Annotated in this window: 16 protein-coding genes; 5 read left to right on the top strand and 11 right to left on the bottom strand. The window is 65.1% G+C overall.

Features of this window, described 5'->3' with window-relative positions; genetic code table 11:
* The 3 genes from SPR01S_RS19555 to SPR01S_RS19545 all read right to left on the bottom strand — a co-directional run.
* On the bottom strand, nt 1-307 hold a 307-nt coding region (locus SPR01S_RS19555), incomplete at its 3' end, for a 1-deoxy-D-xylulose-5-phosphate synthase N-terminal domain-containing protein (protein WP_281178806.1).
* Nucleotides 308-351: 44 nt separating this feature from the next.
* Nucleotides 352-861, bottom strand: a complete 510-nt coding sequence (locus tag SPR01S_RS19550; protein ID WP_066592975.1) for a hypothetical protein — start codon at nt 859-861, stop codon at nt 352-354.
* The gene (locus tag SPR01S_RS19545) at nt 849-1319 is read right to left on the bottom strand and encodes a hypothetical protein (protein WP_066592965.1); all 471 of its coding nucleotides are present in this window, start codon (nt 1317-1319) and stop codon (nt 849-851) included. The genes SPR01S_RS19550 and SPR01S_RS19545 overlap by 13 nt, the downstream gene beginning before the upstream one ends.
* Nucleotides 1320-1381: 62 nt before the next feature.
* Here SPR01S_RS19545 and SPR01S_RS19540 point away from each other — a divergent pair, with 62 nt between their 5' ends.
* From SPR01S_RS19540 to SPR01S_RS19520, 5 genes are read left to right on the top strand one after another with little or no spacing between them, the layout of a single operon-like run.
* Nucleotides 1382-1948: a GbsR/MarR family transcriptional regulator gene (locus SPR01S_RS19540; RefSeq protein WP_066592962.1), complete on the top strand. Its 567-nt coding sequence runs from the start codon at nt 1382-1384 to the stop codon at nt 1946-1948.
* A 16-nt stretch (nt 1949-1964) separates the two neighbouring features.
* Nucleotides 1965-2651, top strand: coding sequence for a DUF4166 domain-containing protein (locus SPR01S_RS19535; RefSeq protein ID WP_084251307.1), 687 nt, complete (start codon nt 1965-1967; stop codon nt 2649-2651).
* On the top strand, nt 2648-3049 hold the full coding sequence (locus SPR01S_RS19530; protein WP_066592960.1) for a thiol-disulfide oxidoreductase DCC family protein: 402 nt from the start codon (nt 2648-2650) through the stop codon (nt 3047-3049). The genes SPR01S_RS19535 and SPR01S_RS19530 overlap by 4 nt, the downstream gene beginning before the upstream one ends.
* Nucleotides 3046-3480: a hypothetical protein gene (locus SPR01S_RS19525; RefSeq protein WP_157082366.1), complete on the top strand. Its 435-nt coding sequence runs from the start codon at nt 3046-3048 to the stop codon at nt 3478-3480. Before SPR01S_RS19530 ends, SPR01S_RS19525 begins: the two co-directional genes overlap by 4 nt.
* Before the next feature lie 2 nt (nt 3481-3482).
* Nucleotides 3483-5117 carry a saccharopine dehydrogenase family protein gene (locus tag SPR01S_RS19520; protein WP_066592955.1) on the top strand — a complete coding sequence of 545 codons (1635 nt, stop codon included), beginning with the start codon at nt 3483-3485 and terminating at the stop codon, nt 5115-5117.
* Nucleotides 5118-5181: 64 nt separating this feature from the next.
* Here SPR01S_RS19520 and SPR01S_RS19515 read toward each other — a convergent pair whose 3' ends face one another.
* The 8 genes from SPR01S_RS19515 to ileS all read right to left on the bottom strand — a co-directional run bounded on the left by SPR01S_RS19515 (nt 5182) and on the right by ileS (nt 12945).
* Nucleotides 5182-6132 (bottom strand): hypothetical protein, encoded by a 951-nt coding sequence (locus SPR01S_RS19515; RefSeq protein ID WP_157082365.1) that lies wholly within the window; start codon nt 6130-6132, stop codon nt 5182-5184.
* 194 nt (nt 6133-6326) lie between these two features.
* Nucleotides 6327-6890: a 30S ribosomal protein S9 gene (gene rpsI / locus SPR01S_RS19510; protein WP_084251306.1), complete on the bottom strand. Its 564-nt coding sequence runs from the start codon at nt 6888-6890 to the stop codon at nt 6327-6329.
* The gene (gene rplM / locus SPR01S_RS19505; RefSeq protein WP_066592951.1) at nt 6890-7369 is read right to left on the bottom strand and encodes a 50S ribosomal protein L13; all 480 of its coding nucleotides are present in this window, start codon (nt 7367-7369) and stop codon (nt 6890-6892) included. The genes rpsI and rplM overlap by 1 nt, the downstream gene beginning before the upstream one ends.
* A 167-nt stretch (nt 7370-7536) precedes the next feature.
* Nucleotides 7537-7848 carry a divalent-cation tolerance protein CutA gene (gene cutA, locus SPR01S_RS19500; protein ID WP_066592948.1) on the bottom strand — a complete coding sequence of 104 codons (312 nt, stop codon included), beginning with the start codon at nt 7846-7848 and terminating at the stop codon, nt 7537-7539.
* Nucleotides 7845-8882 (bottom strand): COX15/CtaA family protein, encoded by a 1038-nt coding sequence (locus SPR01S_RS19495; protein WP_066592944.1) that lies wholly within the window; start codon nt 8880-8882, stop codon nt 7845-7847. Before SPR01S_RS19495 ends, cutA begins: the two co-directional genes overlap by 4 nt.
* Before the next feature lie 208 nt (nt 8883-9090).
* Nucleotides 9091-9501: a DUF3035 domain-containing protein gene (locus SPR01S_RS19490; RefSeq protein ID WP_066592936.1), complete on the bottom strand. Its 411-nt coding sequence runs from the start codon at nt 9499-9501 to the stop codon at nt 9091-9093.
* Complete coding sequence (lspA, locus tag SPR01S_RS19485; protein ID WP_066592927.1) at nt 9494-10015, bottom strand: signal peptidase II; 522 nt, start codon at nt 10013-10015, stop codon at nt 9494-9496. The genes SPR01S_RS19490 and lspA overlap by 8 nt, the downstream gene beginning before the upstream one ends.
* On the bottom strand, nt 10012-12945 hold the full coding sequence (gene ileS / locus SPR01S_RS19480; protein WP_066592916.1) for an isoleucine--tRNA ligase: 2934 nt from the start codon (nt 12943-12945) through the stop codon (nt 10012-10014). The genes lspA and ileS overlap by 4 nt, the downstream gene beginning before the upstream one ends.
* Nucleotides 12946-13014 lie beyond the last annotated feature (69 nt).

The following is a 13014-nucleotide window of genomic DNA, read 5'->3' as shown; positions in this document are numbered from 1 at the left end:
GCCCGCCACCTTGGCGCAGCGTGCGGATGCGGTCGCGCCGCCCGGTCAGGATCTTGTGCGGATAGCATTGATGCCCGACGTCCCAGATCAACCGATCGTCGGGCGTGTCGAACACATAATGGATCGCCGTCGTCAGCTCGACCACGCCCAGCCCAGAGCCGAGATGACCGCCGGTCGTCCCGACCGCAGAAATCGTCTCCACACGCAACTCGTCCGCCAGCTGGCGCAACTGCTCCGGCGCAAGTCCGCGAAGATCGGCCGGCGTCGAAACGGTGTCGAGCAACGGGGTCGAAGGTAAATCAGCCATCCGACCGCTTTACCGCAGCGCCATGCGGCTGTCGATTGATCGGGTTACCGCAGCCATTTGATCATCCCGGGATATTGCTCGCCGTCCTCGCCGCTCCGCCGCGCCAGCCCGTAATATTGCAGCATTGGCAGGCCAATATAATTGCCTCCGGCGAAGGTTTCCTGGAGCCATTCGCCCTCTCCGCGATAGGCGTCGGGATGGAAGGCTATGCGCGGATCGAGTCCGGCGGCGATCGCCGCCGCCCAGGACCATGCGGTTGCTCCCATCTCGTCACCCTGCGCCATCGGCGCAACGCCAAAATCGCTGACCGTCGAGCGAAGCGCTGGATCGGTCATCGCGATATGCCCCGCTTCGTGCAGCAGGTCGCCCGGCCGCTCGAGCCGCGCCGGATCGTAGATGATCGTCCCGTCACGCACGGTCATCGCCGGCAGCACGGTATCCTCGGCCAATGTCTCCTCTGCGGTCGGGATTCCGATACTGTCCAGGAACGCGACGATCGTTGCGATCTGCGCGACTACGATCGGTGATCCCGCCTCTCCGTTCAACGTAGCCATTTGATCATCGCCGGATAGTGTTCGCCTTCATCGTGCGAGAAGCGTGCCAGCCCGTAATATTGCAGCATCGGCACGCCGAAATAGCGGCCCTGTGCGAAATTCTCGGCGATGCTGCGGCCTTCACCACGATACCCATGATCATGGAACACGATCTGCGGCTCGATCCCGATCGCCAGCGCCGCGGCATAAGACCAGGCGATCGCCGCCATCTCGTCGCCGGGATCGTCGCCGACGTCGCTGACCGTCGGACGTGATGCCGGATCGGCCATCGCGATATGGCCGGCTTCGTGAAGCAAGTCGCCCGGCCATTGCAGCCGATCGGCGTCGTAGAGCAGCCCGCCGTCACGCACCGCGATCGCCGGTAGGAAGCCGTCGTCAGGCAAGGTCGCAGGTTCGACCGGGATGCCGATTCCGCGAAGAAAGCCAACGATCGTCGCCAGGGTGTCGGGTGAATCCATGCCACACCGGGATAGCGGCCCGACAAATTGACTCCAAGTCCTTTCCGTCATACATTTCTGTTATGACAGAAATTACCGATGAGTCGAACCAACTGCCTCCCGCAGTGCTCCAGTTCGTGCTGCATTGGGGAGAAATGGGTGGGCAATGGGGCGTCAACCGCTCGGTCGCGCAGATCCATGCCCTACTCTATCTGAGCGAGCGGCCCCTCCATGCGGAGGAGATGAGCGACATGCTCCGCATCGCGCGCTCCAATACCTCCAACTCGCTCAAGGAATTGATGGGCTGGAAGCTGATCCGCCGCGTGCCGGTGATGGGCGACCGCCGCGATCATTACGAGGCGGAAGTCGATCTGTGGCAGATGCTGACCCGGATTGCGCAGGGCCGCAAGGAGCGCGAGATCGATCCTGCGGTGGCCGCGCTCAGAACCTGTGCCGACACGGCGGCGCGCGACCCCAGGATCGGCCGCGTCGCGCGCCAGCGCATCGACGACATGCGCGACTTCGTGATGACGATCGACGATTGGTACCAGCAGATGATCGAGGTGCCGCCCGGCCGGCTGATGATGCTGATCGGCATGGGCAAGCGCGTCCTCGCTTTCCTGCCCAAGGTGAAAGCCAAGAACGCCTGACCGCAGGAGACGAATGATGGCCACGCTGGCGAACGAACTGACCGGAACACGATATGCCGGATGGCAGCGCAGCATCGCCGCACCCCAGTCCTTCGGCGCCAGCCAGTTCACCGCTCTCCTGCCGGCAGGGCATTGGGCAAAGCTTCCCGCCACGGTGCGGCACCGGTTCGAGCGCAAGGTGCTGGCAGGTGCCGCGATCACCTACGCCGGCGAAGTGGTCGAATGCCGGATGGCGCCGGCTGGATGGTTGCTGGCCCAAGCCGCACGGCTGATCGGCGCGCCGTTACCGCTTGGGCGCGACACCGGCGTACCCGCTACTGTCTGCATCACCGAGGATCGCGCGGGCAGCGGCCAATATTGGAGCCGCAATTACGGGCGCGCCGCGGGCTTCCCGCAAGTCATCCAGAGCGCCAAGCGCTTCGCCGGGCCGACCGGGCTCGAGGAATATCTCGGTCATGGCATCGGCATCGCGCTCCGCCTCGCGATAGTGGAGGGCGCCCTGCTCTTCGTCGGCGATCATTATTTCCTGCGTGTGTTCGGTCTGCGGCTGCGATGGCCGCGTTGGCTGGCGCCGGGACAATTGGTGATCCGGCATCAGGATATCGGCGGCGGACGGTTCGTGTTCGCGCTCGACCTCGTCCATCCGTGGTTCGGCGAACTGCTCCATCAGGTCGCCTTGTTCGCCGATCCGATCGAGCCGTGAGCGAGGTTCGCCCGATCATCGTGTTCGACGCCGAATGCCTGCTATGCTCGGCCAACGCGCAATTCGTGCTCGACCACGACTGGCAGGGCCGCTTTCTGCTCGCCTCGATGCAGAGCGAAGCGGGCAGCGCGCTCTATCGCCGGTTCGGGATCGATCCCGCCGATCCCGACACGCTAATCGTGGTCGAGGGCAACCGCGCACGGCGCGACAGCGATGCGATACTGACGATATGGGCCGAACTCGGCTGGCCATGGCGCGCAGCGACAGCGTTCCGCCTGGTGCCGCGCGTGCTACGCGACGCTGTCTATCGCTGGATCGCGCGCAATCGCTATCGCCTGTTCGGCCGCCGCGACACGTGCTGGCTACCCGATCCCGCCTTCCGGGACCGGATGCTGTGAGCCGCTCTCCCGTCACTGCGTCGGGAATGGGCCTGCTTACCTCTGGCGCAATCGCCGCGGTTACCGGCAGCATAGTCGCCGCGACGCTGGTTTGCTGGGCCGCCAGCCGGGTCGATATCAGCACTTATGCGGGGATGGTGTTCTTTTCGGTCCTGATCGCGCTCTTCCTTGGCGGTCTTGCCGCCCCTCCGCTCGCCAAATGGATTATTGGCGGCGGATCGGTGAGCTGGGGAAATTCGGCAATTACGTCGACACTCACTGCCGCGCTCCCGGCGACGCTATTCGTTTTGATTCGCGCACCCTTCATCAATTGGGGCGATGAGCTTTTCCCCATCGTCAACATCTTAAATGGGCTGTCGATGCTCGCACTGTCCGGTGCAGCGGCGGGGCTGGCCTTCCGCGCGCTATATGGCGCGCGCCCGATCGAATGAGGATGGGCCGCATCCTGGTCATCGGCGGTTATGGCGGGTTCGGCGCACGGTTGACGCGGCGGCTGCTTGCGGCGGGCCATGAGGTACTCGTTGGCGGGCGCAGTGCGGACAAGGCAGCTGCCTTTTGCGCCGGTCTCGATCGCGCCGAGCCGGTTGTCGCCGATCGCGATCAAGGGATCGGGCTGGTCATGGCGCGCCACCGCCCCGATCTCGTGATCGACGCCGCCGGACCGTTCCAGGGCAGCGGATATATCGTCCCCCAGGCCTGTGTGGCGATGGGCATCCCCTATCTCGACCTCGCCGACGCGCGTGATTTCGTGTGCGGGATCGGCGCGCTCGACCAGCAGGCCCGCGCGTCGCGCGTCGCGATCATATCGGGTGCATCGAGCGTGCCTGCGCTTTCCGGCGCCATCGTGCGACGACTCGCCGCCGACCTCAGCCAGGTCGACAGCATCGCGATGGCTCTGAGCGCCTCGAACCGTGCGAGCGCCGGCAAGTCGATTGCCGACGCGATGCTGAGCTATATCGGCCAACCGGTACGCTTGTGGCGCGGCAAGCGTTGGGAGACCGTGCACGGCTGGCAGGAACTGCGCCGCGAATCGATGCTGGTTGCGGGCACCGGCCTCGCCGGCCGCCTTGTCGGCATTGCCGACGTGCCCGATCACGCGATCGTTCCCGACGCCTTGCCCGGCCGCCCCGCGGTGACTTTCCGCGCAGGCACCGAGCTCGATTTTCAGATGGCGTCGCTATGGTTGCTTAGTTGGCCGGTGCGCTGGGGCTGGCTGCGTTCGTTGCTGTCCTGGAGACGCGCGCTGATGGCGCTCTATCGCGCCTCCGCCAGGCTAGGAGGCGACCGTTCGGGCATGACGATCACGCTCAAGGGCCGGAGCGGCGACGCCGGCATCGAGCGACGGTGGACGATCGTCGCGACCAATGGCGAGGGTCCCGAAATCCCGACGCTTGCGGCGGAGATCCTCGCCGGGCGGATCCTCGCCGGGCACGCCACACCCGGCGCGCGCCATGCCTGGTACGAGCTGGAGCCGGAGGATTTCGAACTCTTGTTCGCCAAGCTCGCGGTCCGGCACGAGACGGTCGAGCGCGCGCTGTCGCCGCCGCTCTATGCGCGGGTGATGGCCGGCCGCTTCGAGCGGCTGCCGCAGGCGGTGCGCGCACTGCACGACGTTCATGGCGATGACGGCGCGGCGGGCGAAGGCACCGTCGAGCGTGGCAGCAATCCGCTCGCGCGCATCGCGGGCTGGCTGGTCCGCTTCCCGCCCTCCGGAACCTATCCGCTCCACGTCTCCTTCGCGGAGCGCGACGGGGTGGAGACCTGGACGCGACATTTCGGCAAGCATCGCTTCCGCAGCACGCTCAGCCAGCGCGGCGCCCGCATCACCGAACGGTTCGGTCCGCTGCGCTTCGCTTTTGCCCTGCCATCGGATGATCAGGGCCTGGCGATGGTGATCACCCGGTGGAGCGCGTTCCACCTGCCGCTGCCCCGCTTTCTCGCCCCGCGCATCGAAGCGCGCGAGTGGCAGGACAATGCCGGCCGTTTCCGTTTTCTCGTCGCCATTCGCGCCCCGCTGATCGGAATGATCGTGCGCTATACGGGATGGCTGATGCCGGTTTGGGAGTGATGCAGCCCCCTATGATCCAATTCGGCGCCAAATGCCTGAGCGTCCGACGGCCCAGATCGCGGTCTCAGCGGATCAGCGTTATCGACTTCCGCTGGGCCACCTGGCCGCCGTCGCCGGCATGGCTCTCCAGTTCGAACCGCGAGACCAACCCGGTCGCGACATCGACAACGATCTTGACGTCGGTCACGATATCGAGATCGGCCCTTGTGATGGCGGGCGCGACCTTAGCCTTCCCCATTTGCGTCATCAACACCTTGAGCAACCGGTCTATTTCAGCAGAGTCGATCGTCTCGTGATCGGACAAAGTCGCTGATTGCGCATCGAGCGCCACGAGCGAGATACGGGCATGCCCCGCGACCGTCGCGTTGAGCAAAGGGCTGGGCAATTGAATGGACGCCTCGCGCGTTTCGCCGACGGCCATGGAAAACTCCGACCAGAAGAAGATCGGGGTGATATTCTGCAGAATGACGTCCGGCGCCTGTTCCGGCGTCAGGTTGGCGAACCGGCCAAGGACAAGCCCGATGACCTTATCGACGATTTCGGCATTTGCGCCCGGCTGCGCCAACAACATGGGTCGCGCGCCGTTCAGGCTCGTCTTCACCCCAGCAAGCATTGCCGGCCAATCCTTCGCGCGAACGACCTCTCCGCTACTATCCACCTCGAATGCGAGCGGCGCGCCGGTATAGGGCTTGATCATAGGTGCCAGTGCCGGGATCTTTAGTTCGGGCGGCAGACTGGCAGGATCCATCCGCCAATAGAGCGTGAAACCCTGATCGGCCTTTTCGTAGCGCACCTCCTCGACCCAGGCGATCGATCGCGGCGACGTGGGCTTGCCGTCCTTGTACTTCTGCACGCTCACCTGAAAGCGGAGCGTCCGGCCCAGGGGCGGTACGAACTTGACTGAAGCGCGCGCCGGCGTCGCGGCGGTTTCTTTGGTCTGGGCAGCCGCACTCGTCACGCCGCTCAACGCCGACACCACCAGGCAAAACGCGACCACTATTCGCCGAAGATGCACTCTCGCCCCCTGAACTCACCCGCATGTCTCTGACGCAGGACTTGCGTTCCGACCAGCAAAAAAGGCGGCCCGTTGCCGGACCGCCCTTACTTGAACTGTAGGCCGCCACGCCGTCGGACAAGATCGGCTTCGCCGACTTGCCGCCCGCCGTGGCGAGTCTTCGGATTGCTGGTGCAATCCGAAGCCGCCCGAACTTAGCGCTTCGAGAACTGGAAGCTGCGACGCGCCTTGGCGCGGCCGTACTTCTTGCGCTCGACGGCGCGGCTGTCGCGGGTCAGGAAGCCCGCGCGCTTGACCGGGGTGCGCAGGATCGGCTCGTACTTGGTCAGCGCCTGGCTGATGCCGTGCTTGACCGCACCGGCCTGGCCCGACAGACCGCCACCCTTTACGGTGCAGACGACGTCATACTGGCCTTCGCGGCCGGCAACGCCGAACACCTGGTTGATCACCAGGCGCAGCGTCGGACGCGCGAAATAGACTTCCTGGTCACGACCGTTGATCGTGATCTTGCCCGTGCCCGGCTTCAGCCAGACGCGTGCGACGGCGTCCTTGCGGCGGCCGGTCGCATAAGCGCGGCCGAACTTGTCGAGTTCCTGGGCACGCAACGGCGCGGTCTGGACCGGCTCGTCGATCTTGCCTTCGAGATAATCTTCGGCGCGCTGCTCGGCAGAAGCCTGAGCAACCTCACCCTGCTGCTGCAGGACGGTGCCGAGATCGGAGAGCGACTGGCGCCCGTCGGTGTTGTTGGTGTCAGCCATTATGCGCCCACCTTGTTCTTCCGGCTCATGCCGGCGATGTCGAGGACTTCGGGGTTTTGGGCTTCGTGCGGATGCTCGCTGCCCTTGTAGATGCGCAGGTTGCGCATCTGCTGGCGGCCCAGCGGACCGCGCGGAATCATCCGCTCGACGGCCTTTTCAAGCACGCGTTCCGGGAAGCGACCCTCGAGCACCTTGCCCGCGGTGATTCCCTTGATGCCGCCGGCATAACCGGTGTGCTTGTAATAGACCTTGTCGGCCAGCTTGTTGCCGGTGAACTTGATCTTGTCGGCGTTGATGACGATGACATTGTCACCGCAATCGACATGCGGGGTGAAGCTGGTCTTGTGCTTGCCGCGCAGCACATTGGCGATCACGACCGCGGCGCGGCCGACCACCAGATCGGTGGCATCGACAATGTGCCATTTCTTTTCCACCTCGTGCGGCTTGGCCGACTTGGTGGTCTTCATCAGCGCCTTCATGGGCTGTTGACCTTCCGGTTATGGCGTTAAAAATAAACGCGCGGCCCGTCACCGAGCCGCGTCCGTGGCGGGCAAATGCCGCCCTACCCCATCAAAGTCAAGCAAAACCGGGCTTTTGCTGACGGGTATTATGATACCGGAGGGACGATCGCCCCTCCCCAACTCCCTCAACCGGTCGTATCCCTCACCCACGCTGCCACCGCTTCATCGACCGCGACCGGCCAGCGTTCGATCACCGGGAGGTCATAACTGTGCAACTGGCCGATCCGCGCGGCCACCTGGCTGGCGAGCTCGATCGTCGTCTTGGCGGTCATCACCGTTTCAGCCGCTTCCTGGGTCACATCCTGCCAGCGGTAGATCGAAGTGACGGGCATGAGCGACGTGCACGCCGCCAGCCGCTCCTCGAGCAGCTTGCGCGCGACGAGCGCGGCTTCCGCAGGATCGCCGAAGCTGGCCTGGACGATGGCGATATCGGTCATGCGCGCCTCCTGCCGATAGCATGTGCTCCCCACACCACGCTGATCACCAGCAGCGCGCCGACCAATTGGTGGAACGCGGCCAGCGCGATGTTCACCTGGGTCATCACCGTGGCGATGCCGAGCAGGATCTGGATGCCGAACGCGCTGTGGATCGCGATCGAGGCGGGGCGGTCCGTCTTGCGAACCGCGCGCGCCAGCACGACCAAAGCCGCGACCACGACCCAGGCCCACCAGCGATGGATGAAATGGACGATCGCGGGATCGTCGGTCAGCATATGGCCGAGCGATTCGCCCGACTGGCTGGCGCCGGGGAAGAAGGTCGAGAAGGCTCCGGTCATCCCCGGCCAGGTGTCGCTGACCAGCCCGGCGCGCAGACCCGCCATCAGTGCGCCGTAGAATAATTGCACGAACAGGATGACGCCGGCGGCAAGACCCAGGCCGGTCAGCCGCGCCGGCAACGCCCGCCGATCGCGCGCCTGCGCCTGCAGGTCGAGCGCGGTCCAGACGATGCCGGAGAGCGTGAACAAGGCGGTCAACAGATGCGCGGCGAGCAGCAAAGGCGCCACCTCGGTCCGCACCGACAGCCCCGACCGCACCATGATCCAGCCGAGCGCGCCTTGCAGCCCGCCCAGCGCGAACAAGGCGACCAGCCGCCACCCATAGCCGCGCGGAATCTGCCGCCGGATCGCGAACCACAGGAGCGGCAGCGCGAACGCCATGCCGATCACGCGACCGAGCAGGCGGTGGATATATTCCCAGAAGAAGATGCCCTTGAACCCGGCCAGCGTCATGCCGGCATGGATCGCCTCGTACTGGGGAATCTTGCGGTAATTGGCGAACTCGGCCTGCCATTGCGCGTCGGTCAGCGGCGGGATGATGCCGGTCAGCGGTTTCCACTCGGTGATCGACAGGCCCGATTCGGTCAGGCGCGTAACACCGCCGACCACGACCATTGCCACGATCAGGGCAGCGACGGACCATAGCCATGCCGCGATGGCGCGCGGGCGTTCGCGATTGGGGGAGAAAGAGGACATGGCGCGCCTTTATCCGGTCGCGCGGTCGTTGTCGAAGCGGATGTGGGGTAGATTCAAATCCTCCCCCCAGCTTGTCTGGGGGAGGGGGACCGCCCGCGTCAGCGGGGGATGGAGGGGCAAATCCCCGTCCTCGCGGCTTCGGCCCCTCCACCATCGCTACGCGATGGTCCCCCTCCCCGAGCAAGCTCGGGGAGGATTTTGGAAAAACTCAGTTCGCGGTCGTGCGCGCGCTCTGGCCGTCGCCTTCGGGGGCGGCGACGATGTCGCGGGTGGTGCCGCCCTTGTCGACGATCTTGGTGTCGGGATCGCCGGCGTCCGAGCGGATGCCCGGGCTGGCCGAATCACCGCCAGCAGCGTCGAGCGTGCCGTTCTCGGCCTGGCTGCGCGGTGCGGGACCGCCGAACAAGGCGTCGAGCGCCTGCGCCGACGGGTTGTTGTCCTGCGGACGGGTCACGCCCGGCTGCGGCGGCTGAAGCGAGAAATCGGGCGGCACGACCAAAGGCTGCGCGCGCGCAACCGCATATTCGTCGGGACGCGTGCGGTCGAACCCGCGATGGCCGCATCCGGCGAGCAACATAGCAACGCCCGCCACGGCAACAATCGGCACAACCTTACGCATTCGATTTCTCCACGTCCGCTCCATCCACTCGCGGCTTGTCGCGCACCAATAATGCCCGCGCGAGCAGGATGAGCACACCCACCGTAATCGCAGCATCGGCAAGATTGAAGTTCAAAAACGGCGACCATGCGCCGAAGTGCAGATCGGCATAGTCCTGGACATAGCCCAGCCGCACGCGATCGAGGATATTGCCGAGCGCACCGCCGGCGATCATGCCCAGCGCGAACTGGTCGTAGCGATTGCGCTCGCGCCACATCCACACCAGCACGGCAATCGCGATCGCGCCGGTCATGCCGACCAGCAACCAGGTCGACGCCGTGCTGTCGGCGCGCAGAAAGCCCAGCGACACGCCGTGATTGTGGACGTTGCGCAGGGTGAAGATCGGCAGCACGATCCGCTCGTCGCCTTCGTATGTCAGCCCGATCGGGCCGATCACCAGCCATTTCACGAGCTGATCGAGGACGAAGAAGGTCGCGGCACTGATCAGCCCGATTCTGGGCAGTTTCCAGGTCACGAGAGAACTCCGGTGCAGCGGTCGCACAAGGCACCGTCTGCCGTCACTTCGGGCAACAGGCGCCAGCAGCGGCCGCATTTGTGATAATCGCTCCGGGTAACCGCGAGCGGTCCCTTGCTCACCTTGGCAACGATGAACGCTTCGGCGAGGTCGGCGGCGGAGAGCGGCATTTCGGGCACAGTCACCTCAGCCTCCAGGCTCGAGCGGATCACCTTGTCGCGACGGAACGGCTCGATCGCCTCGGTCACTTGCGCCCGCAGTCGGCGGAGATCGTCCCATTCGGTCGCGATGACCTTGTCACCCGGGATCGCCGGCAGATCGGGCCATTCGAGCAGATGGACCGAATCCGCCTCCGGGAAGCGCGCCTGCCAGGCCTCCTCGGTGGTGAACACCAGGATCGGCGCGGCGTAGCGCACCAACGCATGGAACAGCACGTCGAGCGTGGTGCGATAGGCGCGGCGCTTCAGGTCGGACGGCGCGTCGCAATAGAGCGAGTCCTTGCGGATATCGAAGAAGAAGGCCGACAGGTCGTCCTGCGCGAAGTCGGTCAGCAGGCGCAGATAGCGATTGAACTCGAACGCGTCGGTCGCCGCCTTGAGCTCGACATCGAGCTTGCCGAGCAGGTCGAGCACATAGAGTTCGAGCTGCGGCATGTCCTTGGGCTGGACGCGCTCTTCCTCGGTGAAGCCGTCGAGCGCGCCTAGCAGATAGCGGAACGTATTGCGCAGCTTGCGATAGGCGTCGCTGGTCGTCGCCAGCACCTCCTTGCCGATCCGCACGTCCTCGAAATAATCGACCGACGCGACCCACATGCGCAGGATGTCGGCGCCCGATTCCGAGATGATCTTGAGCGGGTCGACGACATTGCCCAGGCTCTTCGACATCTTGCGGCCATTGCCGTCGAGCGCGAAGCCGTGCGTCAGCACCGCATCGTACGGCGCGCGGCCGCGCGTGCCGCAGCTTTCGAGCAGCGACGACTGGAACCAGCCGCGATGCTGGTCCGACCCCTCGAGATAGAGGTCGGCGCGCACGCCCTCCCCGTACCGGGCCTCGATCGTGAAGACATGGGTCGAGCCCGAATCGAACCACACGTCGAGAATGTCGTTCTGCGGCTCGAAATCCGCGAGCTTGTGATCGGGGCCGAGCAGCGCCTGATGGTCGGCGGTGAACCAGGCGTCGGCACCGCCCGCCTCGAACGCCTTGACGATGCGGTCGTTGACCGCCGGGTCGCGGAGATACTCGCCGGTCGCGCGGTTTAGGTAGAGCGCGATCGGCACGCCCCAGGCACGCTGGCGGCTGATCACCCAATCGGGGCGCCCCTCGACCATCGAGCGGATGCGGTTCTGGCTGCGCTCGGGCACCCAGCGCGTGCGCTCGATCGCGTCGAGGGCGACCTCGCGGAGCGTAGGTCCGTTGCCCACGGCATGGCCGATCGATGGCGAGAAGCCGGCGAGATCGCCCGGCTCCGGCAAGTCGATCGCGACCGCGGCCGCATTCTCGCTTTTCTGCGACTGGTCCATCGGGATGAACCATTGCGGGGTGGCGCGGAAGATCACCTTGGCCTTGGACCGCCAGCTATGCGGATAGCTATGCGCGAAATCGTCCGACGCCGCGAGCAGCGCGCCCGCTTCGCGCAGATCGGTGCAGATCGGGCCATCGGAGGCGACGAACTTCTTGTTAATGACGCTGCCCTGTCCGCCCAGCCACAGCCAGTCGGGACGATAGAAGCCCGCGCCGTCGACCGCGAACACCGGATCGATCCCATGCGCCTTGCACAGCAGGAAGTCGTCCTCGCCATGATCGGGCGCCATGTGGACGAGACCGGTACCGGCGTCGGTGGTGACGAAATCGCCGGGCAGGAACGGACGCGGCTTGGCGAAGAACCCGCCGAGCTTGTGCTTCGGGTGACGCGCAACCGCTCCAGCTAAGTCGGAGCCTTTTCCTGCCCAAGCCGCCCATGGAAAATCGGCAGAAGTCAGATCAGTAAGGTCAGGGTCGGCTTGCGCCAGCGCGGAGTCAGCTGCCAAGGCTGCGGCATCGTACTCGTCAACATTGAGGCCAAGCCCGATGCGCTTCGCAAATTCGGGCACAAGCATCGTCGCTACAAGAAATTTGCCGGTCTTAGTGTCGAGCAAAACGTAATCAATCTCGGGCCCATACGCCAACGCCTGGTTGACCGGGATCGTCCACGGCGTGGTCGTCCAGATCACCGCCTGCGCGCCGACCAGCTCCGGAGCGTTTGGCGCCTCGACTATCTCGAACGCGACGTCGATCTGGGTCGAGACCACGTCCTCATATTCGACCTCGGCCTCAGCCAAAGCGGTCTTCTCGACCGGCGACCACATCACCGGCTTGGCGCCGCGATAGAGCTGGCCGCTTTCGGCGAACTTGAGCAATTCGCCGACGATCGCCGCCTCCGCGTCGAACTTCATGGTGAGATAGGGATCGTCCCAGTCGCCCATCACGCCCAGCCGCTTGAACTGCTCGCGCTGCACCTCGACCCATTTGGCGGCATAAGCGCGGCATTCGGCGCGGAACTGATCGACCGGGACCTGGTCCTTGTCGAGCTTCTTGTCCTTATATTGCTTCTCGACCTGCCATTCGATCGGCAGGCCGTGGCAGTCCCAGCCGGGCACATAGGGCGCGTCCTTGCCGAGCAGCGACTGGCTGCGGACGATGATGTCCTTCAGCACCTTGTTCATCGCATGGCCCATATGGATGTCGCCATTGGCGTAGGGCGGACCGTCGTGAAGGATGAAGCGCTTGCGCCCGGCACGCTGGGTCCGGAGCTTGCCGTACAGGTCCTCGCTCTCCCACCGCGCGAGAATCGCCGGCTCCTTCTGCGCTAGGCCGGCCTTCATCGGGAAGTCGGTCTTGGGCAGGAAGACGGTGTCGCGATAATCCGCGGGGGCGCTGGTGTCGTCGGTCATAGGTTGGCGGGCATTAGCGTGGGAAATTTCCCGCGTCACTACAAACTCCCCTCCCTGCAAGGGAGGGGT

It is taken from the genome of Sphingomonas pruni NBRC 15498 (genome assembly GCF_001598455.1).
GTDB classification, from domain to species: domain Bacteria; phylum Pseudomonadota; class Alphaproteobacteria; order Sphingomonadales; family Sphingomonadaceae; genus Sphingomonas; species Sphingomonas pruni.
The sequence above is the reverse complement of the archived record's forward strand: the minus strand, read 5'-3'. Positions and strand labels throughout refer to the sequence as shown.

Excerpts from the sequence above, each read along its gene's own strand:
- cutA (WP_066592948.1), bottom strand. The coding sequence starts at position 7,848 with ATGACCGATATCGCCATCGTCCAGGCCAGCTTCGGCGATCCTGCGGAA.
- ileS (WP_066592916.1), bottom strand. The coding sequence starts at position 12,945 with ATGACCGACGACACCAGCGCCCCCGCGGATTATCGCGACACCGTCTTC.
- SPR01S_RS19550 (WP_066592975.1), bottom strand. The coding sequence starts at position 861 with ATGGCTACGTTGAACGGAGAGGCGGGATCACCGATCGTAGTCGCGCAG.
- SPR01S_RS19520 (WP_066592955.1), top strand. The coding sequence starts at position 3,483 with ATGGGCCGCATCCTGGTCATCGGCGGTTATGGCGGGTTCGGCGCACGG.
- SPR01S_RS19545 (WP_066592965.1), bottom strand. The coding sequence starts at position 1,319 with ATGGATTCACCCGACACCCTGGCGACGATCGTTGGCTTTCTTCGCGGA.
- SPR01S_RS19540 (WP_066592962.1), top strand. The coding sequence starts at position 1,382 with ATGACAGAAATTACCGATGAGTCGAACCAACTGCCTCCCGCAGTGCTC.
- SPR01S_RS19495 (WP_066592944.1), bottom strand. The coding sequence starts at position 8,882 with ATGTCCTCTTTCTCCCCCAATCGCGAACGCCCGCGCGCCATCGCGGCA.
- SPR01S_RS19490 (WP_066592936.1), bottom strand. The coding sequence starts at position 9,501 with ATGCGTAAGGTTGTGCCGATTGTTGCCGTGGCGGGCGTTGCTATGTTG.
- SPR01S_RS19535 (WP_084251307.1), top strand. The coding sequence starts at position 1,965 with ATGGCCACGCTGGCGAACGAACTGACCGGAACACGATATGCCGGATGG.
- rpsI (WP_084251306.1), bottom strand. The coding sequence starts at position 6,890 with ATGGCTGACACCAACAACACCGACGGGCGCCAGTCGCTCTCCGATCTC.
- rplM (WP_066592951.1), bottom strand. The coding sequence starts at position 7,369 with ATGAAGGCGCTGATGAAGACCACCAAGTCGGCCAAGCCGCACGAGGTG.